Origin of the sequence: Legionella micdadei (genome assembly GCF_000953635.1) — a bacterium.
Classification (GTDB): domain Bacteria; phylum Pseudomonadota; class Gammaproteobacteria; order Legionellales; family Legionellaceae; genus Tatlockia; species Tatlockia micdadei.
Genome location: NZ_LN614830.1, coordinates 990,463 through 1,013,583, shown reverse-complemented (window position 1 = coordinate 1,013,583; position 23,121 = coordinate 990,463). Strand labels below are relative to the sequence as shown.

The following is a 23,121-nucleotide window of genomic DNA, read 5'->3' as shown; positions in this document are numbered from 1 at the left end:
TCTGTAAGGTAAGGCATTTATGCAACAACACCGGATGAACAGAAGGATGTTGACCTTGGAGGCAAAAAGTAATTTTGTTTTTTGTCCTGCACTGAGTTAATCTTTTCAAATCAATTTCACAAGATTAGGCTTAAGCTCTGGTGAAATCGAAAGATAATGTCTTGGCAATAGCGGGTTCTTTTAGCGCTAAAGTTAACAGCCTGTCCACTCCTAAGGCAACACCGCTGCAAGGGGGTAAACCATTCGCTAAGGCTTGTAATAGGTATTCATCTGGCGCAGGCTCAGGCAACCCTTTTTTACGCCGAGCTATCAAATCGGTTTGAAAGCGTGCTGCTTGCATACTCGCATCAGTAAGCTCATGAAAACCATTCGCCAGTTCAACGCCTTTGAAATAAATTTCAAAGCGCTCAGCAACACCATGATTAATTTTTGCAAGTGCGGCTTGCGACACAGGAAAATCATACACTGCCACCGGCACAGATTCTTTCCCTAATGCGGGTTCGACAACATGGCTCATTAACAAAAACAAATATTGATCAGGATCTTGCTCGTCTGGTGCTAACACATTATCCAGCTCAAACCGTTGTAATGTTCTTTTAAGCGCAGAAAGCGACGCAGCCAGCGGATCTAAATCACAGGTTTCTGAGAAGGCTTGCTGATAGGTTTTTCTGTGCATTGGAGGGCACTGCAATACAGTTTGAAGTAGCGCATCCGTCTCATCCATTAGCCCATGGTGATCCACATTAAGTTGATACCATTCCAGCATGGTAAATTCAGGGTTATGCCAGCGGCCTAGTTCATCGTCACGAAATACTTTTGCCAATTGAAAAATTGGACCACTACCCGCCGCTAATAGACGTTTCATATGGTATTCGGGGGAGGTTTGTAAGTAATAAGGCTGACCTCTAAAAGTCGCCACAATATTCGATAAATAAACATCAGTAATACCAAAACGCGACAAGGTTGGCGTTTCTACTTCCAAATAATCACGCTGGTAAAAAAAACTTCGTATTTGATTTAATAATTTTGCTCGTTGGCGCAACGTTTCAATGGAGGCGGAAGGCTGCCAAAGGGGTTCATTATTCATCAATAAAAAATCCCCAGTTCAAGGCGTGCTGCTTCTGTCATTCGTTCTTGGCTCCAGGGCGGATCCCAAACTAATTCCACTGTACAGTCACTCACCCCTTCAACTTGGTTAACCGCCTGCTCTACAGTACCTGGAAATGTCTGTGCTACAGGACAACCAGGAGTGGTCAGAGTCATTTGAACGTGGACATGCTTCTCTTCATTGATTGCAATATCATAAATAAGACCCAAGTCATAAATGTTAACTGGAATTTCAGGGTCAAATACCGTCCTAAGTGCTGCAATCACACTGTTTTTTAAAGTTTCATTATCCTGTTTCTTTTTCAAGCCAAACATAATAATTACTCCGTGCTAACAGTGACTGTCTCTTTCTTCAGTGCAGCTTCCAAGGTATGCCACGCTAAGGTAGCGCATTTAACCCGCGCTGGGTAAGCTTTGACTCCCGCAAGAACAGCAAGCTTGTCTAAAGCGAACTCTTGCGACTCATCATCACTGGTGAGCATAGTATGAAAGCGATTAAATAGCTCGTGTGCCTCTTGCACTGTCTTACCACACAAAGCTTCCGTCATGAGCGAAGCAGAGGCCTGAGAAATAGCACAACCACAACCAAGAAAACTGATGTCAGTGATTTTACTGTCCTTTACCTTTAAATAAACGGTTAACTTATCGCCGCACAACGGGTTAAACCCTTTAGCCTCTGCAGTTGCATCTGCCATGGTATGATGATTTCGAGGATTTCGATTATGATCAATAATGATTTCTTGATACAGCTCACGTAACTCCATCATGCAAATACCTCTTTTACCCTGTGTAATGCTTGGACGCAACGATCAATTTCTTCCGTCGTATTATAAAAAGACATCGAAATTCGCGCTGTGGCAGCCACATCCAAAAAGTCCATTAATGGCATCGCACAATGGTGGCCGCTACGAATCGCGATTCCTGCACTATCTAAAATAGTACCGATATCGTGCGCATGGATTTTGCCATGTACAAACGAAACAATAGGCACTTTTTTCTTTGCTGTGCCAACGATATTAAATCCTTTAACTGATTTAATTGCTTCCGTAGCATAATCAAGTAATCGATCTTCATAAGCTGAAATGGCTTCCATGTCTAAAGACCAAAGATAATCCATAGCCGCACTTAACCCAATTGCCCCTGCAATATTAGGTGTTCCCGCTTCAAATTTGTGGGGTAACGAAGCATATTCAGTGGCCTCAAGGGTTACGTAATTGATCATCTCACCCCCCCCCTGGTAAGGCATCATATCATCCAATAGCGATTCTCTACCCCATAAAATACCAATACCGGTCGGCCCATACATTTTATGGCCTGAAAACGCATAAAAATCACAATCTAAATCCTGGACATCAACGGGCAAATGTGCTGTTGCCTGTGCGCCATCTAAGAGCACCAATGCCCCGTAGGCATGCGCCATTTCAATCATTTGTTTCACTGGATTTATTGTTCCCAAGGCATTGGATGCATAGGAAATGGCAACAAACTTTGTGTTCTCATTCAAACTTCTTTCAAACTCATCTAACAGCACGTCACCGTCAAGAGAAATAGGAGCAACTTTTAAGCGGGCACCTGTTTTTTTACACACCATTTGCCATGGCACAATATTCGAGTGGTGCTCCATGTGAGTAATGAGAATCTCTTCACCGGGTAGAATTCTTGGTGCCACGAAGCTTTGGGCAACTAAATTAATGCCTTCGGTTGTGCCACGAACAAAAATACACTCCCTTGCCGAATTAGCGTGAATAAACCGCTGAACTTTATTTCGCGCAGCTTCATATTGTTGTGTAGCACGCATGCTTAAAGTATGTACGCCACGATGTACATTTGAGTTATCATGGGAATAATAATGCGTTATAGCATCAATCACGGCTTGTGGTTTCTGCGTAGTCGCGGCATTATCTAAATAAGTCAGTGGGTAATCATTTATCTTCTGATTAAGCACTGGAAAATCGCGGCGAATCGCCTCGATATTTAACGTGTCAATTAAGGCTGTAACGGTATTCATCTTTTTTACCCCAATTGCTCATTTAATAAAGTAGCCATCCAATCAGCCAAAATGCGATTGGATACAAGCCGTAAATTATCGGCAGCAAAAGCATGAATTAGATAGCTGCTTGCTTCACGACGGCCTATGCCTCGCGTTGCTAAATAAAACAGTGCTTCTTCATCCAATTGCCCCACTGTTGCTCCATGCGTGCAAATGACATCATCAGCAAAAATTTCCAATTGCGGTTTAGTATCAATTTCGGCTTGCGCAGACAACAGTAAGTTTTTATTTTGCTGGTGGGCTTGAGTATGCTGCGCGTCTTTAGCGACGATTACCTTGCCATTAAAAACTGCTCGAGAGCGCCCCATTAAAATACCTTTATAATCCTGTTCGCTTTGGCAATTTGGTACCTGATGGTGAACAGCAGTATGGTGATCGATGTGTTGACCTTCAGTCGGTACATAGATACCATTTAGCAAGCATCGCGCATGTTCCTCTTGTAAGTGTAGACTAATGTCGCTGCGCGCCAGCTTGCCCCCTAAGTTCAAAGCATGGCTTTCGAATCGGCTGCCTCCTGCTTGTTTCACTGACAGATGGCCAATGTGGTAAGCTGATTTCGCTTCCCGCTGAATTTTATAGTGCGCCAATCTGGCATCCTTAGCAGCAAACACTTCAGTGACCGTATTAGTGAAATAATTACCAGCCCCAACGCCACTGTAGTCCTCCACAATCGTTGCCTGACTGCCTTCCCCGGCAATGATTACAAAACGACTATGAACCGCTTGATTCTCTTGATCCTGCCAATGAGAAAGGATAATCGGATCTTCGATGCATACTCCGGCAGGCAAATAAACAATTACACCGCACCGTAACATTGCTGTATTTAAAGCCTGAAAACCATGCTCATGATGCAAAGCTTGGCCTAAATAAGGCTTTATTTTATCAGGATGCTGTTCCAAAGCAGTAGCTAGCGATTCAATCAAAACACCGGGGGGTAAATCGCTAATCGGTATGGCTTCATTAAAGACTTGGCCATTTTGCACCAGTACGTGAATATTTAAAGGCAATTTAATGCCTGTCTTAACCTGTGTTGTTTGATTGGAGGGTTGCTGAGTAAAACGCAGGGAAAGAAGCGAATCCACCAGAGTATATTTCCAATCTTCCTGATGACGAGTTGGAAAACCAAAGTGTTGCAACTCAGCCAATCCCTTTTCCTGTAACTTAGCTAACCAAGGAATCGTCGAAAAATATCCTTTAGCCTGTTGCTGATAGAACTCAATGACATCGCTCATGCTTGCTCCGTCTCCTCAAGCCAGCTATACCCTTTTCTCTCCAACTCAATAGCAAGTGATTTATCTCCTGACTTAACGATTCGTCCATCGGCTAACACATGAATAAAATCAGGCTCAATGTAGTCTAACAAGCGTTGATAGTGGGTCACCAAAATAATCGCACGCTCAGGTGAGCGCATCGTGTTCACGCCCTGGGAGATAATCCGTAATGCATCGATGTCCAAACCAGAATCCGTTTCATCAAGGATAGCTAGTCTAGGTTCAAGCGCAATCATCTGCAAAATTTCGTTGCGCTTTTTCTCACCACCTGAAAAACCTTCGTTAATACTGCGGTATAAAAAGCTTTCATCCATATCCAACAGTTGGCATTTTTCGCGAATAAAACTTAAAAATTCAATGGCATCAAGCGGCTTTTTATTTTGCCCTTTGCGTACAGCATTCACTGAGGCTTTAAGAAAATTAATATTTGTAACCCCTGGAATTTCAACGGGGTATTGAAACGACATAAAAATACCTGCCCGCGCACGTTCTTCAGGCGCCATTGGCAACAAATCTTGGTCTAAATAGCTGATTTCGCCATGAGTTACTTCGTAAGCAGGATGACCAGTCAACACTTTTGATAAAGTACTTTTACCCGAGCCATTCGGTCCCATAATGGCATGCACTTCACCTGGCTTAACGTCCAAGTTAATGCCTTTTAAAATAGGTTGCCCATTAATTGCGACACTTAATTGTTTAATGTTTAACATATTAACCTACTGCCCCTTCCAAACTGATACCTAATAGCTTCGTTGCCTCGACTGCAAATTCCATAGGTAATTCTTTCAATACTTGCTTACAAAAACCATTCACAATCATCGACACAGCATCTTCCATGTCGATGCCCCTTTGCTGACAATAAAATAATTGCTCTTCGCTGATTTTTGAGGTGGTTGCCTCATGCTCTACCTGTGCTGTTGGATTTTTAACCTCAATATAGGGAAAAGTGTGTGCTGAACATTGAGATCCCATCAACATCGAATCACATTGCGTATAATTACGTGCATTAGCCGCGGTGGGAGCGATGCGGACTAAACCACGATACGCATTGTGTGCTCGGCCAGCACTAATTCCTTTGGAAATAATGGTCGATCGGGTATTTTTACCCAAATGAATCATTTTAGTGCCAGTATCAGCCTGTTGATAGTTATTCGTTAATGCGACAGAGTAAAACTCACCAACTGAATCATCCCCTTGCAAAATAACGCTTGGGTACTTCCAGGTAATCGCGGAACCCGTTTCAATTTGTGTCCAAGAGATTTTGGAGCGTTTACCACGACAAGCCCCGCGCTTGGTTACAAAGTTATAAATTCCTCCTTTCCCTTCTTTATCCCCCGGGTACCAGTTCTGCACAGTTGAATATTTTATCTGCGCCCCATCAAGAGCAACTAATTCAACAACAGCAGCATGCAATTGATTTTCATCTCGCATGGGCGCTGTACATCCTTCTAAATAAGAGACATAGCTATCACGGTCTGCAATAATTAAAGTGCGTTCAAACTGTCCTGTTGAAGCGGCATTGATGCGGAAGTAAGTAGATAGTTCCATAGGACAACGCACGCCTTTAGGCACATAAACAAAAGAACCATCGCTAAAAACAGCTGAATTAAGCGCTGCATAAAAATTATCGCGATAAGGTACGACTGAACCTAGGTATTGGCGCACTAAATCCGGGTGTTTTTGAACAGCCTCAGAAAAAGAACAGAAAATTACGCCAACTTCTGCCAATTTCGCTTTAAAGGTCGTTGCAACTGAAACACTGTCGAACACTGCATCAACAGCCACACCAGCAAGCAGTTCCTGTTCTTTAAGCGGGATACCCAGTTTTTCATACGTTTTTAATAATTCTGGATCGACTTCATCAAGGCTTTTAGGTCCGTCTTTCTTCGATTTTGGCGCAGAGTAGTAAGAAATAGTTTGGTAATCAATGGGCGGGTAATGCACACTTGACCAATTCGGATGAGGCATAGTTAGCCAGTGCCTGAATGCATTTAAACGCCATTCGAGTAAGAATTCAGGTTCACCTTTTATTGCGGATAGACGGCGGATGACCTCTTCATTCAAACCAGGTTCAAAAGTCTCCACCTCAATGTCGGTTACAAAACCATGTTGGTATTCTCTTTCGAGTAGAGAATTAATTTGCTCACTGCTTTTAGCCATGACTCACTCCACTTGCTAACTGCTTAATGCGCTCAACGTTTGCCGTCGGGAGAGATGGTTTTGCCAGCACTTCCAGACTCACACTATCAAGTGCGGTTTCTATCGCCTGACTTATTAATCGCCAGTTACCTTGAACATGACACACTTGTTGTAATGAGCATTCATTAGGATGCAAGCTACATTCTGTTAACCCGAGCTGATCTTCTAGTGCAGAGATTATTTGCGTCACAGAAATTTCAGAAGCGGGGCGTTGCAGACGATAACCACCACTGACACCGCGTACTGAAGTTAATAATCCTGCAGCAGTTAACCGTTTTAATAATTTGCTGACTGTCGGAATACTGAGGTGTGTATGCAAAGCAATATCACGCGCATTACAAAGAGTTTGTGCGCGTCTTGCCAAATACACCATCACAACTGTTCCATAATCGGCCAATTTGCTGATGCGCAGCATACTACCACCCCCAGATCAATTTATCTAGTACTAAATCGGTCTTATTTACGATTGACCGGTTAATCAGTACTATTTTAGTCCTATTTAGTAATATAGTACCAAATTAGTTCTATTTAAAGCAAAAGGCGAATGATACCCTATTTTTAAGTTGGAATCCAATTTCAATGTAGAAACAGATGTTATTTTCGTGTTTACAATTTATAGACAATACGAAATCATATTGTACAATTGACAGGCAGATTTTTCCTCTTATAATGCCGGCTAAATTCTTTTAATGGATAACCAATGAAAAAAATACCTTTTAGGTTCATTAATCAAGTGTTCATTGCCTTAAGTTTTGCTTTATTTACTTCACTGTCTTTCGCTGAACCACTTAACTTAAGTATTCTAAAAAAAGAACTTGAGGCTTATCACGACACTGGCGCCTATCAAAAAGAACTTGCTTGTGTGATTGCCCAGGCGCAAGAGTATATTCTTAAGCAAGCAGCGGCCAATGAACAGCTTGGTAATAGAAAAAAGAAGTTAGCAATTGTTCTTGATATCGATGAAACAAGCTTAAGTAACTACCCAAGAATGGCTAAACGGCATTTTAATTCAGATAGTGCCCAAGTCCAGAAGAACCTCTTGGCGGCTGATGCCCCAGTCATTAAATCGATGCTGTCTCTCTACAATAATGCCCGCCAACATCATGTCGCTGTCTTTTTTGTGACAGGCAGGCCTATTTCAATGTTAAGAGCAACGAGAACAAATCTCTTACGTGCCGGCTATAACCACTGGGCGGGGCTTTATTTTCGCCCAGATAGCTACAGCCAACCAACAATCATTCCTTTTAAATCGCAGGCAAGAAAATCAATTACTAACCAGGGCTATACGGTGATTGCCTCCATTGGGGATCAATACAGCGATTTACAAGGAGGTTACGCACAAAGAGGGTTTAAACTGCCTAATCCCTTTTATTATCTTCCCTAAGTAAGGTACAAGCCTGGAGTGATAATAGCTCGAGTTCCCATAATTTGAATAAAGGTTTTGTCGCAAGACATGTAAAATATGGCCGTTTCCTGCTCGGGCTGAGTTTGCCAGGAGCATGTCCAAGAAGCATTGTACTAGCGGAGTAGGTTTGGCCGTTTTGACCCAACCTACTGATTTAAAAAAATAATTTGAGCGTTTATTCCTCTTGTAGAATATAATCGACATTAATAATCTCGTACTCTACCAACCCTCCTGGCGTTTCTACGGTAACGACATCTTCGACCAACTTGCCAATGAGCGCACGCCCAATCGGTGAACTATAGGAGATTTTGTTTATTTTGATATCAGCTTCATCTTCACCCACAATCTGATAAGTAATCTCCATATTGGTTTGCACATGCAGTAAACTGACAAAAGCACCAAAGATAACCTTGCCATTATTTGGTAGTTTGCTTATATCAACTACTTGGCAATGTGCCAATTTTGCCTCTAATTCTTGAATTCTACCTTCGTTGAAACTTTGTTGCTCACGTGCAGCATGATACTCAGCATTTTCTTTTAAATCACCATGCGCGCGGGCAGTAGCAATGGCTTCGATAATGCGCGGGCGCTCAACGGTTTTTAAACGATGTAATTCCATTTTGAGCGCCTCTGCTCCTTGAACTGTCATAGGATGCTTTTGCATATCCACCTCTAGTGTAAATCTTGTAATCGAGTAACCGTTTCTCGGTCTTCATATTTCATTGCCAAGCAAGCTGCTTCGGCACCAGATAAAGTTGTAGTATAGCTAACCTTATGTTGCAATGCATTGCGCCTAATTGCAAATGAGTCAGCTGTAGCTTGTTTTCCCTCCGTTGTATTCACAATAAAATCAATTTCGTTGTTCTTAATAAAGTCGACAACATGGGGTCGTCCTTCCGCAACCTTAAACACACGCCGGCAATCTATACCGGCAGCCTGAAGGGCCAAGGCTGTTCCGCGTGTTGCTATAATCTCAAAACCCAGCTGGATGAGTCTCTTGGCTATTTCGCCAATTTTCGTCTTATCTGCATCTCGTACAGATACGAATGCCCGCCTTCTCTTGACAATATTGCAACTGGCGCCCAACTGAGCCTTCGCATAAGCTTGTCCAAACCGCCTAGCAATCCCCATCACTTCACCAGTTGATTTCATTTCTGGACCTAGAATTGAATCGACCCCGGAAAATTTAATAAACGGGAAAACCGGCAATTTAATTGAATAAAAAGCAGGCATCGGATAGTGCTGGCTTAAACCCTGTTGTTTTAAACTTTGACCCACTTTACAACGCGCAGCAATTTTTGCTAGTGGAAGACCCGTTGCTTTGGAAACAAAAGGAACCGTACGCGAAGCACGCGGGTTTACCTCCAACACATAGATGTCATCTGCCTGGATTGCAAACTGAGCATTAATTAATCCCACTACCCCCAGTTTTAATGCCATTTGTCGAATTTGTTCGATGAGATCTTGTTGGACTACAACACTTAAACTAAAGGGAGGCAGCGTGCAAGCTGAATCCCCTGAATGGATGCCTGCTTGCTCAATGTGCTCCATGATTCCACCAATCATGACCTCTTCACCATCACAAACTGCATCAATATCCACTTCAATCGCATCATTCAAAAATTTATCTAAAAGAACAGGAGAGTCGTTAGAAACTTCTACAGCATGCGCTAAATAGTGTCTTAAATCATCTTCTTGGTAAACCACTTCCATAGCACGCCCACCCAAAACATAAGAAGGCCTAACAACTAATGGATAGCCAATTCGCTTGGCTAATTCTATGGCTTCCTCTTCACTACGCACCGTACCATTTGCAGGTTGATGGAGGTTTAATTCAGTGACTAATTTCTGAAATCGTTCCCTGTCTTCTGCCTGATCGATTGCATCGGGGGAAGTACCGATAATGGTAACGCCATTTGCCTCCAGTTGACGAGCTAATTTAAGCGGCGTTTGGCCACCATAATGGACAATCACACCTTCAGGCTTTTCAACAGCCACTATGGATAAAACATCTTCCAGCGTCAACGGTTCAAAATAAAGGCGATCAGAGGTATCAAAATCGGTGGATACCGTTTCGGGATTACAATTGACCATAATAGTCTGATAGCCCGCTTCCCTTAAAGCCATCGCTGCGTGCACACAGCAATAATCGAATTCAATTCCTTGGCCAATGCGATTCGGTCCACCTCCCAAAATGAGGATTTTCTTTTTGTCCTTATCTGGTCGAGCTTCACATGCAGTTTGATAAGTTGAATAAAGGTAAGCTGTATCGCTAGGGAATTCACCAGCACAAGAGTCAATTCGCTTGTAAACCGGAACCACACCTAATTTCAGGCGATGGGCTCTCACTTGATCTTCGCTGCAATAAAATAATTTAGCTAGGAACGCATCAGCAAAGCCGCGACGCTTTAACTGCTGCATGGTGTTTTCGTTAATTTCAAGTATTGACTTCCCAGTGACAGCGCGCTCTATCAGGACAAGCTCCTGAATTTGAGCGAGAAACCAAGGATCAATTTTTGTTTCCTGATGAATTTCTTCCAATGACATATCAAGACGGAAAGCATCAGCGATATACCACAATCGATCTGGAGTTGGTTCAAGGAGATGACCACGTAATCGTGCCATATCTTCTCCTTCTTTGAATAGCGGGTTTAAGCCAGATCGGCCGATTTCCAAACCACGAATAGCTTTTTGCAGTGACTCTTGGAAATTAGAACCAATCGCCATTACCTCACCTACTGATTTCATTTGCGTAGTGAGCGTGTTTGGTGTTTGAGGAAATTTATCAAAATTAAATCGAGGAATTTTGGTCACAACATAATCGATACTCGGCTCAAACGAAGCTGGTGTTTTGCCCCCGGTGATTTCATTTTCTAATTCATCCAAGGTATATCCTACAGCAAGTTTTGCTGCCACTTTAGCAATAGGAAAGCCAGTCGCCTTGGAAGCTAAAGCAGAACTTCTTGATACCCGTGGATTCATCTCCACGACAAGCATACGGCCATCTTCGGGATTAATGGCAAACTGGACATTCGAACCGCCTGTATCAACCCCCACTGCACGCAAAACCTTGATCGCAGCATCACGCATACGCTGGAATTCTTTATCCGTTAAAGTTTGAGCAGGGGCAACTGTAATGGAATCCCCTGTGTGGACTCCCATTGGGTCGAAATTCTCGATCGTGCAGACAATAATACAGTTGTCATTTTTATCGCGCACGACTTCCATCTCAAATTCTTTCCATCCCAATACCGATTCATCAATGAGTAATTCTCTTGTGGGAGATAAATCCAAACCGCGAGTACAAATTTCTTCGAACTCTTCTCGGTTATAAGCTATACCGCCTCCACTGCCGCCCATGGTAAATGAGGGGCGTATAATGGCAGGAAAACCTAGCTGTGCTTGGACTTGAAACGCTTCCTCCAAGCTGTGTGCTATTGCTGAGCGAGGCATTTCTAAACCAATTTTTTTCATGAGTTGGCGGAATTTGTCACGATCCTCAGCTCTGTCAATTGCCTCTCTTGTAGCACCGATCATTTCCACTGAATATTTTTCCAAAACACCCTCGCGCACTAAATCTAAGGCACAATTCAGTGCAGTCTGCCCTCCCATTGTAGGCAATAAAGCATCCGGACGTTCTTTTTCAATGATTCGAGTTACTTCTTGCCATTGCACCGGCTCAATGTAAGTAGCATCAGCCAGTTCGGGATCTGTCATAATGGTCGCTGGGTTCGAATTTACAAGGATGACTCGATAACCCTCTTCTTTTAAAGCCCTTACTGCTTGTGTACCTGAATAATCAAATTCACATGCTTGACCAATAACGATAGGACCTGCGCCGAGGATGAGGATGGATTTGATATCAGTACGTTTTGGCATGGTTTACTACAGGGAAAAAATAAAATGGCCTATTTTACCCAATTTTGCTTAAGGATTATACCCATTCTATTTAATTTTCGAGAGTTAGTAAAAATTTGCACTTCTTATGACAATACTGGCAACGAAAAGGAGCTGTTAGACAGCCTATAACTCACCACGCATTTTTAACCAAGCCCTTCCCAGAAGCTCATGCATTGCCACGCTTAAGTAGAATAGATTATGGGGATTAGGTAAGTAACGTTTAGCCCAGCGCTCATCATTCCAGTAGAGTGTATAGTCTGTGGGAGCCGCAATGGGGTGCAACCCTTGAGCTTGGCAAAGTTGCATTGAACGAGGCATATGAATTGCAGAAGTCACTAAATAAAAAGGTTCTTTGTGGACTATTTGCTTAATCGCTTTAATTTGGTCAGCGGTGTTTATCGATTTTGTTTCTAATACAATATCGCTTTGCGGAATAGCAAACCAGGAAGCAATTTCGGATAAATGATTGGCCTCGGGCACTTCAAAACCATAACCGCCTCCAGATAATAACAATTTGGCTGCGGGCAATTGTCGGTATAACCGCAGCCCTTCCAGCAAACGCTTGATACTTACATTCGATAAAAGCGAATTTGCTGGCATGTCAATCCTATCTGACTGGCCACCACTGAGTACCACAACCCAATGGATGGCAGGATTAATTTTTGTTATTGGCGAATATTCATCTTCCAGATTGCGAGTTAAACTTTGGACAAACCAGCCCGTGCTAAAAAAAATTAACAAAACAAGAACTAATACTAGCCCCCCCCGAATAAAACGATGGTCTCCAATGAACCAAAGTAACACTAGAAGAACAGTAAAAAACAATAGAACCAGAAAAAAAGGGTTTAACATCACTTCAAATAAATGACGGAAAATAACCACTACCTCATCCTCCGCATCAAATAAAGCCCCAACAAAGCAAATATACACGTGGGGCCGATGGCCGCAAGCTCAGGTGACAATTGCAAAACCTGGCTTATAGGACCAAAAAAACGGTTCATAATATGGAAACCAAATCCGACCGTTGCACCAACCAATAACTTAGAACCCATAGTCGATGAGCGCAAGGGGCCAAAAATAAAGGGAATAGCAAGAATCATCATAACCACTGTTGTTAATGGCTGAATTATTCGTTGCCAATACGCCAAACGATAATTTAAAGCACTTTGATGACTTATTTTTTGGTCACGTAAAAATTGCTTTAATTCATGCAAAGTCATTTCGTCAGGTTCATTGCTGCTTACGCTAAGAATTTTTGGCTTGACATTAACGTCCCATAACATCGATGGAATAAAACGAGACATTGTACTTTCTTTGTTAATATCGGTTTCTTGAATAGAATAGGCAACCCAGCGATTGTTCACCAGATTAACCTGGTTAATCATCCGTGCCACACGCAAGTTATGTTCCTCATCAAAACGATACTGATAAACTAATACTAGGTTATTTTTAGGGAGAATGGCACCAATGAAAATAAAATCATTTTTATGCCGTAGCCAAACTCCAGAAGCCGTGCGAAGGGTTTGCCCCCCGCTTAAAGCCTGCATTTTTTGATCATTAGCTAAATGCGCTAATTTGGGAACTATCGTTTCACCGATTATCGTGACAAACAAGATAATTACCATAGCGACTTTAAGCACAGCAAGGGTGATTTGGCCTATCGACATACCTGCAGCCCGCATGACTACCAATTCACGGTGATTAGCCATGATGCCTAAACCAATCAAACAACCTAGCAAGCTGGCCATAGGGAAAAATAAATACACTTGATAAGGCATTTGCAAGAGCACATAGAACGTTGCCTGCACAATGCCATAATCAGCTTTACCCAAATCATCAAGCTGATTGACGAAAAGAATAAATATTTGCAACCCCGCGAGCATCAGGGTCACTAAAGAAATAGTGGCGAGTACAGTTTTGGCAATATAGCGATCAAGTAATTTCACGATAATTTCACCCGATTACGCCAAATCAACCCTATCCCTATCATTGCCATACTAAGATGTAACCACCAAATACCAATCCACCATGGCACTTTGCCCGCTGCCAACCAATCACGCGCCACAAAGATAAAGTTTGCATAGATAATATAAAGGACAAGTGCGGGTAATAGTTTGGCGTACTTACCAGAGCGTGGATTAACACGGCTAAGTGGTACTGCGACCAGAGTGAGCACAAACACCATAATAGGCACTGATAAGCGCCATTGTAACTCCGCGGCCTTAGCGTTATCAGGATTGCTGAGCGGCAATAAATTGGCTAGGGGCGCTGTCCGTAAATCTTTATCTAAATCATCAATCTTGGGATGCGGCAATCGCGCTTTAAATTGCTCGAACTCCGCTGTTTGATAATTGTTTAAACCCGCTGTTCCCTCGTAAGCATGCCCTCGCTGCATAACGATATAATCTTCAAATGTTTTAGGATCAGTTTCAGCGAAAGCTTGTTCTGCCCATAAAATATCCCACTGCGGCGTGTTATTTTTCATAACATGGCGAGCTAAAAAAACATTCTTCGCTTTTGTGTGATCACGGTTCATCGATTCAACATAAAAAATCTTTTTTCCCCCGGATTCTGCCCGAAATCGCCCAGGAACAATAAGTTGAACGAGCGTTTGGATCCCTGAAGTACGCAACAAGATTGTGCGTTGCGTGTTGATTATTGGGCTTGCCCAAGTCATGAGGATAGTCACTAATACAAATACCACGGAAGCCATCACCAAAGTATGCTTAAGTAATTGGTTTGGTCCATACCCACAAGCATGCAACACAGGCATTTCACTTTCTGCATACAAACGCCCGTAAGCCACCAATATTGCCACATAAAACCCAAGGGGCAGGAGTAATCCCATAAGATTAGGCATTTCTAGCATCATCAATTTCATGATGATCATGCCAGGTATTTGACCACTCGCGGCGCGATTCAAATAACGCACAAACTGATTTGACATGAAAATCAGCATCAATATGCTTGTTAAAGCCGCTAAAGTTACAAAAACTTCTTTGGCTAAATAACGAAAAATCAACACGACCTAGCTCGCTACCTTATAAAAGTGCACTTTAAGGGCTTCATTATACCTTTTGAAATCGACTTTGCCTAAGGTTCTCAGCAAAAAGCACAGTAGCATTGATAACAAACCCCAGGTAAACTACCCATTTTTGGTTAGAGAAAGCAACATGCACTACAGTCTTCTTGAAGCTCCTACCCTAAAAGCCAATGAATGCCTTGTGCTCGGTCTTTTTGCTGATGATGAATTCCCTGATTTAGCTAAAAAACTGGATAAGCACCACAATAAACTCATTACCCGTTTGTTTGCTAAACTCAGTGAAGCTGGAGATACCATCTGGCAAGGTGATATTGAGGCGCATAGCTTAGTGCTGGTTCACTGTGGCAACAAAGCTGAATTTAAAGGCAAAAATCTACGAAAATACCTAAATGATATCATCCCCGCACTCATTAAACAGCGGATAACTTCAGCGACTTTTTGCTTACCTCAAATTTCTGACCATGAGGCTGATTGGCAACTACAGCAAATGCTTTTGCAAATTGAGGCACAACTTTATCAACAATCTGCTTTTAAAACCAAGAACAATAAACTGCACAAATTGGAATCGGTGCAATTTTACCTTGTTGGTGCGTCAAGCAGTACAATTCACTCGGCACAAGCGATTGCTGAAGGAGTTAAATTCACTCGCAACTTAGCTGATCTTCCCCCTAACGTCTGCACCCCCACTTACTTAGGCGAACAAGCAACCGCTTTAGCTCAATCACATGAAAATTTGTCAGCACGAGTTATGGGCCCTGAGGATATGCGAAGCATGGGCATGGGAGCATTGCTCGCTGTCGCCCAAGGTAGCCAACAAGAACCGCGTTTAATAGAAATTAATTACTGTGGGGGCGGTGATACACCACCGATTGTGTTAGTCGGGAAAGGGATCACATTTGATTCTGGCGGCTTGTCATTAAAGCCTGCAAACATGATGGATGAAATGAAATATGATATGTCGGGTGCTGCCAGTGTATTTGGCACTGTAAAAGCATGCGCTATGATGAAACTTCCGATTAATCTTATCGGATTAGTTGCCAGTGCTGAAAATATGCCGAGCGGGTCTGCGGTAAAGCCAGGTGATATCGTCACCAGCATGTCTGGACAAACCATTGAGATATTGAACACCGATGCCGAAGGTCGTTTAGTCCTTGCCGATGCACTCACTTATGCAGAGCAATTTAAGCCTCGATTAGTCATTGATATCGCTACGCTCACAGGAGCCATGGTCATTGCACTTGGCTCTGTGGCCACCGGCTTTATGACTGAAGATGAAGAATTGGCAGAAGTGATTTTACGAGCAGGTAAAGACGCGGATGATAAAATTTGGCGTATGCCGTTAGATGAAGCATATCAAGAAGCACTTGAAAGCCCCTTCGCTGACATGATCAATGCCTCTTTTGATCGCAATGCCGGAGCAATCACTGCGGCTTGTTTCCTTTCCCGCTTCACCAAAAATTATCGTTGGGCTCACTTGGATATTGCGGGTACTGCCTGGATTACGGGTAAGAAGCGTATTGCCACTGGCCGCCCTGTTCCCTTACTTGTTCAACTGTTACGCTATGCAATCAATTCGCGTTGATTTCTATTTATTAGCCAATGGCGATGAGCAAGCTCGTTTGCTGCTTGCTTGTCGCTTGCTGGAAAAAGCTTATTTTCGCGGCCATCGTGTTTTTGTGTATTGCAATAATCAACAAGAGGCTGAAACTTTAGACGAATTACTGTGGACATTTAAAGACAACAGTTTTATTCCACATAACATACAAGGTGAAGGCCCAGAACCACCTCCTCCAATTCAAATTGGTTACCACAGTGAGCCACGTGGGTTTGACGACATTCTTTTCAACTTAGCAACTGAGATTCCCATTTTTTACTCCCGTTTTCGCCGAGTAATCGAGATCGTCACCAATAACGAAGTTGCTAAAGAATTAAGCCGCTCACATTACCGGGAATACCGTGCTAAACAATGTGAACTAAAGACGCATGAGATAACCTGACTCCCGCGTCGACGTCCAATATCATTAATTTAAAACCCGATAATCTGAGCCGGATACATGACAGGCGACAAGGTCGCCTGACACAAACTCGATTTGGACAAGATCGAAAGACCCAACCCCTACCCACTGCCGTTACTTATGGACGCGACTTAACCTCGCTATAGGTCTTCTCAAGGTAATGCATTAACGCCCGAAGAGCCATAGCTTCTCCACCCTCAGGTTTTCCCGGTCTGGTGCTAATATTCCAAGCCATAATATCGAAATGTACCCATGGTAACGACTTAGGTATAAAACGCTGTAGAAACAAAGCGGCCGTGATTGCACCAGCAAAAGGTAGGGGGCTTGCATTAAGTAAATCAGCTACCGTGGAATTAAGCAGCTCCTCATACCCAGCAAAGAGCGGTAAGCGCCAAATTGGATCGTCCACTGCCTTTGATGATTCCATGATTGCTTGGGCTACTTCATCATTATTACAAAACATCGCGGCAATATCAGTGCCCACTGCCGCTCTGGCCGCACCGGTTAAGGTTGCAAAATCTATCAGCAAATCAGGCTTCTCTTCGCTTGCTTTCGCAATGGCATCAGCCAAAATTAACCGCCCTTCTGCATCAGTATTATCAACTTCAACTGTCAAGCCATTGTACATTTTTATAATATCACCCGGCCGGAATGAATCAGAGCCTACTGAGTTCTCCACCGCAGGAATAAATACTCGCAAATGAACAGGCAACTGCTTTGACATCACCCACTGTGCCAAACCAATTACATGAGCCGCCCCCCCCATGTCTTTTTTCATCAATCGCATTGCAGACGATGGTTTAAGATCAAGCCCCCCGCTGTCAAAACAAACTCCCTTGCCAATTAAAGTTAAGCGCGGATGAGTTTCATCTCCCCAAGTTAGAGTAAGTAAGCGGGGTTCTCTAGCTGAGGCTCGGCCAACCGTATGAATCGCATGTAAATTTGAAACCAATAATTCGTTTCCTACCCACTGTTTAAAATGGGCGTCGTATTGCTTCCCTACTTTCGCCAAAGCAATTGCCAATTCCTCAGGTCCTAGATCATTAGTAGGCCGATTAATCAGATCGCGCACCAAAAAGATGGTTTCAGCCTCTGCTATAACCGCAGGCAATGTCCCCTTATTGACCACTAAAACACGCGGAACCCAATCTTGTTTTTTATATTCACTAAAGTTATATTGCGCCAAGGACCAAGTCACGTCGGCAGTGCGTGATAAATCCTCTTGTGAGACATAACACCCTGCAGGCAATTGGATCGCAGCATTTGCAATGGCTAGAACTTGATTACCCTCACCAGCACCAATATAGGCTTTGCTGATATGGCCTTCATTGTCGTGAATCAGACAGTATTCACCCAATTTACCTGTGAAACCTTGGCCTGAAAGGGAATTTCGCTCATTCGCTGTGATGGCATCAACGCCTTCTTGCCATTGCTCCTCGTTGATAAAACAAAGTGGAATCGCATTTTCAGAATGAATTGTATAAAACAGATCACTAGGCATTTTTACTCCTTCATGTGGCCACGGAATTGCGCTAAACGAACCCCAGTCAAGCCTAAACAGACTACATAAATAACGACTGCAACTGACACATGAAGCATCAATTGGATTAGACGCATCAGCGCCGAAAGCTCTAACCAATAATCTACGGTACCTACCATCCTATACAAATAGAAAGCAATCGCCGCATTAGCAATAAGTAATTGCAAGGTAAACTTCAACCACCCCGATGAAGGCTTATAGATGCCACGCCGTATTTGTAAAAAAAATAATAAGCCGCAGTTAACATAACCTGCTAGAGCAGAGGCTAAAGCAAGGCCTGCATGAGCTAAAGGCCAAATTAATAATGCACAGAGGATTGAATTTGCAACCATTGCCCATGCACCTATTTTCACGGGTGTCTTGATATCCTGGCGGGCATAAAATCCGGAAGCAAGAACTTTAACCATCATGAATGCAGGAACTCCAGAGGCAAGCGCAATTAGGCTTTTCTGGGTTTGAATCAAGTCGTTTGCAGAAAATTTGCCATAAGTAAAACAACTTGCAATTAATGGCATGGAAAACAAAGCTAACCCCAAACCGGAAGGGATACCAATGAGCATCAGTGAACGCAACCCCCAATCCAAGGCACGAGAAAAATTCTCAACACTTTGTTCTGCATGACGCCTGGATAAATGAGGCAGGATAACCGTTGCAATCGCAACACCAAAAACACCTAACGGAAAGTCCGTCAGTCTGTCTGTATAATATAACCAGGTTACACTGCCTACTTTTAAGAAAGACGCAAAAATAGAGTCAATCATCAAATTAATCTGCGCAATAGATACCCCAAATAAAGCAGGAACCATTAATTTTAATACGCGTCTTACACCAGGATCATTCCAAGCCATTTTAGGCCTTACCAATAATTGGCGATTGTAAAGGAAGGGGATCTGGAATAGAAATTGAACTATTCCCGCAATTAACACGCCCCATGCCAATCCAACTACAGGGTTTTCAAGATGCGGACTTAAGTAAATTGCCGCTAAAATCATGCAAATATTGAGCAACACAGGGGTGAATGCGGGAACACCAAAATAACCATACGTGTTTAAGATGGCACCTGCCATTGCAGTCATTGAAACCAACATCAGAAAAGGAAAAGTTAAACGCAACATCTCGGTAGCAAGAGTCGCACGTAGACTACCTTCTCCAAATCCTGGCGCAAATAAAAATATAATAATAGGGGCAGCCATCACACCAATAACCGTCACCAAGGTAAGTACCGCACCTAATTGACCTGCTATGCGTGCGATAAAAAGGCGAACATCAGCAAAAGGACGGGTCTGTTGATATTCAGCAAGCACAGGGACAAAGGCTTGGGAAAACGCCCCTTCAGCAAAAAGCCGCCGCATGAAATTCGGGATTCGAAAAGCGACATAAAACGCATCCATTCCTGCTTGCGCACCAAACAATTGCGCGATCACCATATCCCGCATGAATCCTACCATTCGCGATAACAAAGTCATAAGCGATACAAGGGAGGTCGAACGTAATAGACTTTGTCGTTTGGGCACCATGGTTTCAGTCACAGACATAATTCGAAGGTATTCACAAATAAACCCCTATGATATACCCAAGAAACTTCAAAGCGCTAGGTTTAATACTATTTACCTAGCAAAGACTCTTTAACTACAGTGCCCGAGAGCTTTAATAAAATTTAACTGATATTTTTGCTAATCTATACCTATTAATGAATCCTTCATCCCACTAATAAGGATTTTTATGGAACCTTCGATTCTAAATATTGCCCTTTACTCTCTCCTTCCAGCAATTGGAATGCTTATCGGGGGGATAGGCGCGAGTGTTTATCAACCAAGTAATAAATTAACCAGCGCGACCCAACATTTTGCCGCAGGCGTGGTTTTCGCAGCGGTTGCTAAAGAATTGCTTCCCAAATTAGGGGCTGATAACGAGCCAATTGCCTTGATCGTTGGTTTTGGTCTGGGAGTTATTTTAATGCTATTCCTTAAAAAATTAACCAATAGGCTTAGCGAAGAGGAAGCAAAATCAACCGGCATATCCCTAGGCTTAGTGTGTGCTGTAGGGATTGATTTATTCATCGACGGCATCCTTATTGGCGTTGCTTTTTTAGCTGGAAAACAAGGAGGAATTTTGATTGCCATCGCCCTGGCATTAGAAATTTTGTTTTTAGGCCTATCGTTGACATCAACATTGGGCACACGTGCAGTTAGTCCCAAAACAAAATTACTCATAACTTTTGCGCTCGCTTTACTAATTCCTATCGGCAGTATTTTAGGTGCAGTCTCATTATCACAATTGCCTCAATTCTTCACAGATGGATTACTCGCATTTGGTGTATCTGCCCTGCTCTATTTGGTAACTGAAGAATTATTAACCGAAGAACATGAACATGAGATTAAGGAAACTCCCCTCATCACCGCGAGTTTTTTATGGGATTTTTGTCTATTCTTCTATTAGAAAGATTTGCTGTCTAAAGCCTAATATGCATTCAGGCCAGCATATTAATATTGACAAGATAGGCCTTATTGGGCATGATCACACTTTTTTTGTGACATCTGAATGAGTGGAGATTTCTAAGTGGCAAACATCAAATCAGCGATCAAACGTGCTCGTCAAAACGTAAAACTGCGCAAACACAATGCCAGTGCACGCTCCATGTACCGCACCTTCATTAAAAACGTGCTTAAAGCTGTTGAAGCAGGTGACCAAGAAGCTGCACGTGCTGCCTATGCCAAAGCACAGCCGATTATTGATAAAGCAGCTGGCAAGGGTCTGATTCACAAAAATAAAGCTGCCCGTATTAAGAGCCGCCTAGTCGCGCGTGTTAAAGCTATGGCTGCTTAATCCTGCGTTTCCGTCGCTCTAAGTCCGTAAACACCCGGACCGGTTTCTTTCTACCGGTTCGGTCCTTTAATCCCCATATCTTGGGTAAAGCATTGTTATCCCGATTGTAAACATAATCCTTTTCAGCCCACCCCCATCAACCTGTTCAAACCATCTTATGCCGTTAATCGCTTGTCCTTGTTATATAAAAAATGTACAATCTGCGCATCTTGTTAATGGAATTCAATCACTATGCCAACTGAAATTTCTTACCATATTGCTGATTTTAAAGTAGATGACGAGATCAAAATTTTAGAATTAGGCAATGCGTTTTATGGTTCAAATTTATCTGAAAGAGCACAACACGGTGTTGACAATAAAGCAGCCATGCTCAAACATGCTGCTCAATTTGGACCTATTGAGCTAATTTTTCCGGAGCTTCGAAGTTTTAGGCACTCCCGAATCCGCTGGGAAACATCAGACTGGGAACTACCGCAATACCTCAGGACAATGCCGATCCCCACAAATCCAAAACAAATTCATTTTGTTGATGATTGTTTTATGGAACCGGTGATGGAATGCATCCAGGAAAAACACGATGCCTACTTGGAGCAAGGTAAAAATTCCCAACTTGTTTTTGATGGGGCAATCGATACTTTTTATCTTTGCGATCGAAATAAACGCATCTTCAATACGCTTTTAGATTTGAATGGACTTAAGCCCATTCAGCCAGAAACCTGGTTTTATCAGCTTGATTCAGCAGAACCTTTTATTCCACCTTCAAATATTCCTTTTTTCATTGTAAAGCCAATGCAAGAATCTTTAGGAAAAGGGGTCATGTTGGTAGCCAATAAAGAGCTACCTGCTTTGCTTGAGGCATTAAAAACAGGGGCAAATTATGCTAAGGACGTAGGTGATATCGATTATTATGCCCGTAGTAAAAATAGAGGCATTCTCATTCAGCAATTTTGTCCAGGGAAATTAATTCAACATAACGGCAAACTCTTTCGCCCCACGGCCCGTGCCGTCTTTGCAGTAGTGAGAGAAGGTAATCAAACTTACATTGATATTCTTGATATTTTCTGGAAACTTCCCAAGACTGCCGTTCAAAGCGAGACCCCTATCCCTGAACAATCCGTTTCTTATTCCGGTAATTCAAACCAGGTTATTAGCCAAATCTCTGTTGAAAAATCCACCTATCAAGCCATAGAAAGTGCCTTGAGGGAAAAACTAATGGCACTAAGTACTGCTATTTATAATTATGATATTAAAAGCTATTTATTTAAGCTTGATGAGAAAAAACAACACGATGAGATCAGATATTATTTAGATAATTACGGTCATGTGCGTGTAAGAAGGCTAGATCAGGAATTTGTAAAACTTATTCTTGCAATCGATGAAAATAAAGCCAAGCGATTCTTAGTTGAGCAAGCCAAACACTTCGCCCTCCCCTGGCATTTGGAATTTAAAAATCTCTTTTTGAAAAAATGGATACAAGATAATTTGGCAGAACTAGACCCTGAATTACTGATGAATTTGCGAGAATTCTTTAGTAAAAGTAAAGAAGCCCTTGCGGGCTCAGGAAGAGCAGATGAAGAGGAAGTCTTGAAAGAATACACTTCCTTTATAGAACAAATAGATGCCCTTCTGGCACTAAAAGAGAAAAAGCAAGAAGCACAAGCACCCAGTTTTAAGCAAAGTTCAACCCAAACTTTTTTTAAGGACGGCAAAGCTGAGTTGAGTGATAAAACACTAACCTTGGATGTTACTTATTCTTAATGTGATG

General features: G+C 42.6%; 21 protein-coding genes. 6 read left to right on the top strand and 15 right to left on the bottom strand.

Features of this window, described 5'->3' with window-relative positions:
- Positions 1–130: 130 nt before the first annotated feature.
- From epmA to LMI_RS04565, 8 genes are read right to left on the bottom strand one after another with little or no spacing between them, the layout of a single operon-like run.
- Entirely contained in the window at positions 131–1,087 is a 957-nt protein-coding gene (gene epmA, locus LMI_RS04600) for an elongation factor P--(R)-beta-lysine ligase (protein WP_045098745.1), read from the bottom strand.
- Positions 1,087–1,422, bottom strand: coding sequence for an SUF system Fe-S cluster assembly protein (locus tag LMI_RS04595; protein ID WP_045098744.1), 336 nt, complete (start codon positions 1,420–1,422; stop codon positions 1,087–1,089). The genes epmA and LMI_RS04595 overlap by 1 nt, the downstream gene beginning before the upstream one ends.
- Positions 1,423–1,427: 5 nt before the next feature.
- Complete coding sequence (sufU, locus tag LMI_RS04590; RefSeq protein WP_045098743.1) at positions 1,428–1,874, bottom strand: Fe-S cluster assembly sulfur transfer protein SufU; 447 nt, start codon at positions 1,872–1,874, stop codon at positions 1,428–1,430.
- Complete coding sequence (locus tag LMI_RS04585) at positions 1,871–3,115, bottom strand: cysteine desulfurase (RefSeq protein ID WP_102010541.1); 1,245 nt, start codon at positions 3,113–3,115, stop codon at positions 1,871–1,873. Before LMI_RS04585 ends, sufU begins: the two co-directional genes overlap by 4 nt.
- A 5-nt stretch (positions 3,116–3,120) precedes the next feature.
- On the bottom strand, positions 3,121–4,389 hold the full coding sequence (gene sufD / locus LMI_RS04580; protein WP_045098742.1) for a Fe-S cluster assembly protein SufD: 1,269 nt from the start codon (positions 4,387–4,389) through the stop codon (positions 3,121–3,123).
- On the bottom strand, positions 4,386–5,138 hold the full coding sequence (gene sufC / locus LMI_RS04575) for a Fe-S cluster assembly ATPase SufC (protein WP_045098741.1): 753 nt from the start codon (positions 5,136–5,138) through the stop codon (positions 4,386–4,388). The genes sufD and sufC overlap by 4 nt, the downstream gene beginning before the upstream one ends.
- 1 nt (position 5,139) lies before the next feature.
- On the bottom strand, positions 5,140–6,588 hold the full coding sequence (sufB, locus tag LMI_RS04570; RefSeq protein ID WP_045098740.1) for a Fe-S cluster assembly protein SufB: 1,449 nt from the start codon (positions 6,586–6,588) through the stop codon (positions 5,140–5,142).
- Positions 6,581–7,042 carry an SUF system Fe-S cluster assembly regulator gene (locus tag LMI_RS04565; protein WP_045098739.1) on the bottom strand — a complete coding sequence of 154 codons (462 nt, stop codon included), beginning with the start codon at positions 7,040–7,042 and terminating at the stop codon, positions 6,581–6,583. The genes sufB and LMI_RS04565 overlap by 8 nt, the downstream gene beginning before the upstream one ends.
- 285 nt (positions 7,043–7,327) lie before the next feature.
- Between LMI_RS04565 and LMI_RS04560 the strand changes: the two genes are divergently transcribed.
- Positions 7,328–8,011, top strand: a complete 684-nt coding sequence (locus LMI_RS04560) for an HAD family acid phosphatase (protein ID WP_045098738.1) — start codon at positions 7,328–7,330, stop codon at positions 8,009–8,011.
- Positions 8,012–8,207: 196 nt separating this feature from the next.
- On the opposite strand, the gene greA is transcribed toward LMI_RS04560, so the two are convergent.
- From greA to lptF, 5 genes are all read right to left on the bottom strand, one after another.
- Positions 8,208–8,696 carry a transcription elongation factor GreA gene (gene greA, locus LMI_RS04555; protein WP_045098737.1) on the bottom strand — a complete coding sequence of 163 codons (489 nt, stop codon included), beginning with the start codon at positions 8,694–8,696 and terminating at the stop codon, positions 8,208–8,210.
- 8 nt (positions 8,697–8,704) lie between these two features.
- Positions 8,705–11,911 (bottom strand): carbamoyl-phosphate synthase large subunit, encoded by a 3,207-nt coding sequence (gene carB / locus LMI_RS04550; RefSeq protein WP_045098736.1) that lies wholly within the window; start codon positions 11,909–11,911, stop codon positions 8,705–8,707.
- A gap of 144 nt (positions 11,912–12,055) precedes the next feature.
- A complete protein-coding gene (locus LMI_RS04545; RefSeq protein ID WP_148315095.1) occupies positions 12,056–12,814 on the bottom strand; it encodes a YdcF family protein in 759 nt (252 codons plus the stop codon).
- Positions 12,814–13,884 (bottom strand): LPS export ABC transporter permease LptG, encoded by a 1,071-nt coding sequence (gene lptG / locus LMI_RS04540; protein WP_052679451.1) that lies wholly within the window; start codon positions 13,882–13,884, stop codon positions 12,814–12,816. The genes LMI_RS04545 and lptG overlap by 1 nt, the downstream gene beginning before the upstream one ends.
- Positions 13,875–14,957 carry an LPS export ABC transporter permease LptF gene (lptF, locus tag LMI_RS04535; protein WP_045098734.1) on the bottom strand — a complete coding sequence of 361 codons (1,083 nt, stop codon included), beginning with the start codon at positions 14,955–14,957 and terminating at the stop codon, positions 13,875–13,877. Before lptF ends, lptG begins: the two co-directional genes overlap by 10 nt.
- 148 nt (positions 14,958–15,105) lie before the next feature.
- On the opposite strand from lptF, the gene LMI_RS04530 reads away from it, so the two are divergent.
- Together LMI_RS04530 and LMI_RS04525 are read left to right on the top strand one after the other, a co-directional pair.
- A complete protein-coding gene (locus tag LMI_RS04530) occupies positions 15,106–16,557 on the top strand; it encodes a leucyl aminopeptidase (protein WP_045098733.1) in 1,452 nt (483 codons plus the stop codon).
- A complete protein-coding gene (locus LMI_RS04525) occupies positions 16,538–16,972 on the top strand; it encodes a DNA polymerase III subunit chi (protein WP_045098732.1) in 435 nt (144 codons plus the stop codon). The genes LMI_RS04530 and LMI_RS04525 overlap by 20 nt, the downstream gene beginning before the upstream one ends.
- 136 nt (positions 16,973–17,108) lie before the next feature.
- Here LMI_RS04525 and LMI_RS04520 read toward each other — a convergent pair whose 3' ends face one another.
- Together LMI_RS04520 and murJ are read right to left on the bottom strand one after the other, a co-directional pair.
- On the bottom strand, positions 17,109–18,491 hold the full coding sequence (locus LMI_RS04520; protein WP_045098731.1) for a leucyl aminopeptidase family protein: 1,383 nt from the start codon (positions 18,489–18,491) through the stop codon (positions 17,109–17,111).
- A 2-nt stretch (positions 18,492–18,493) separates the two neighbouring features.
- Positions 18,494–20,065: a murein biosynthesis integral membrane protein MurJ gene (gene murJ / locus LMI_RS04515; protein ID WP_045098730.1), complete on the bottom strand. Its 1,572-nt coding sequence runs from the start codon at positions 20,063–20,065 to the stop codon at positions 18,494–18,496.
- Between the two features lie 187 nt (positions 20,066–20,252).
- Here murJ and LMI_RS04510 point away from each other — a divergent pair, with 187 nt between their 5' ends.
- From LMI_RS04510 to LMI_RS04500, 3 genes are all read left to right on the top strand, one after another.
- Positions 20,253–20,969, top strand: coding sequence for a ZIP family metal transporter (locus LMI_RS04510; RefSeq protein ID WP_045098729.1), 717 nt, complete (start codon positions 20,253–20,255; stop codon positions 20,967–20,969).
- 120 nt (positions 20,970–21,089) lie between these two features.
- Positions 21,090–21,356 carry a 30S ribosomal protein S20 gene (gene rpsT, locus LMI_RS04505; protein WP_045098728.1) on the top strand — a complete coding sequence of 89 codons (267 nt, stop codon included), beginning with the start codon at positions 21,090–21,092 and terminating at the stop codon, positions 21,354–21,356.
- Positions 21,357–21,587: 231 nt separating this feature from the next.
- Complete coding sequence (locus LMI_RS04500) at positions 21,588–23,114, top strand: hypothetical protein (RefSeq protein ID WP_045098727.1); 1,527 nt, start codon at positions 21,588–21,590, stop codon at positions 23,112–23,114.
- Positions 23,115–23,121 lie beyond the last annotated feature (7 nt).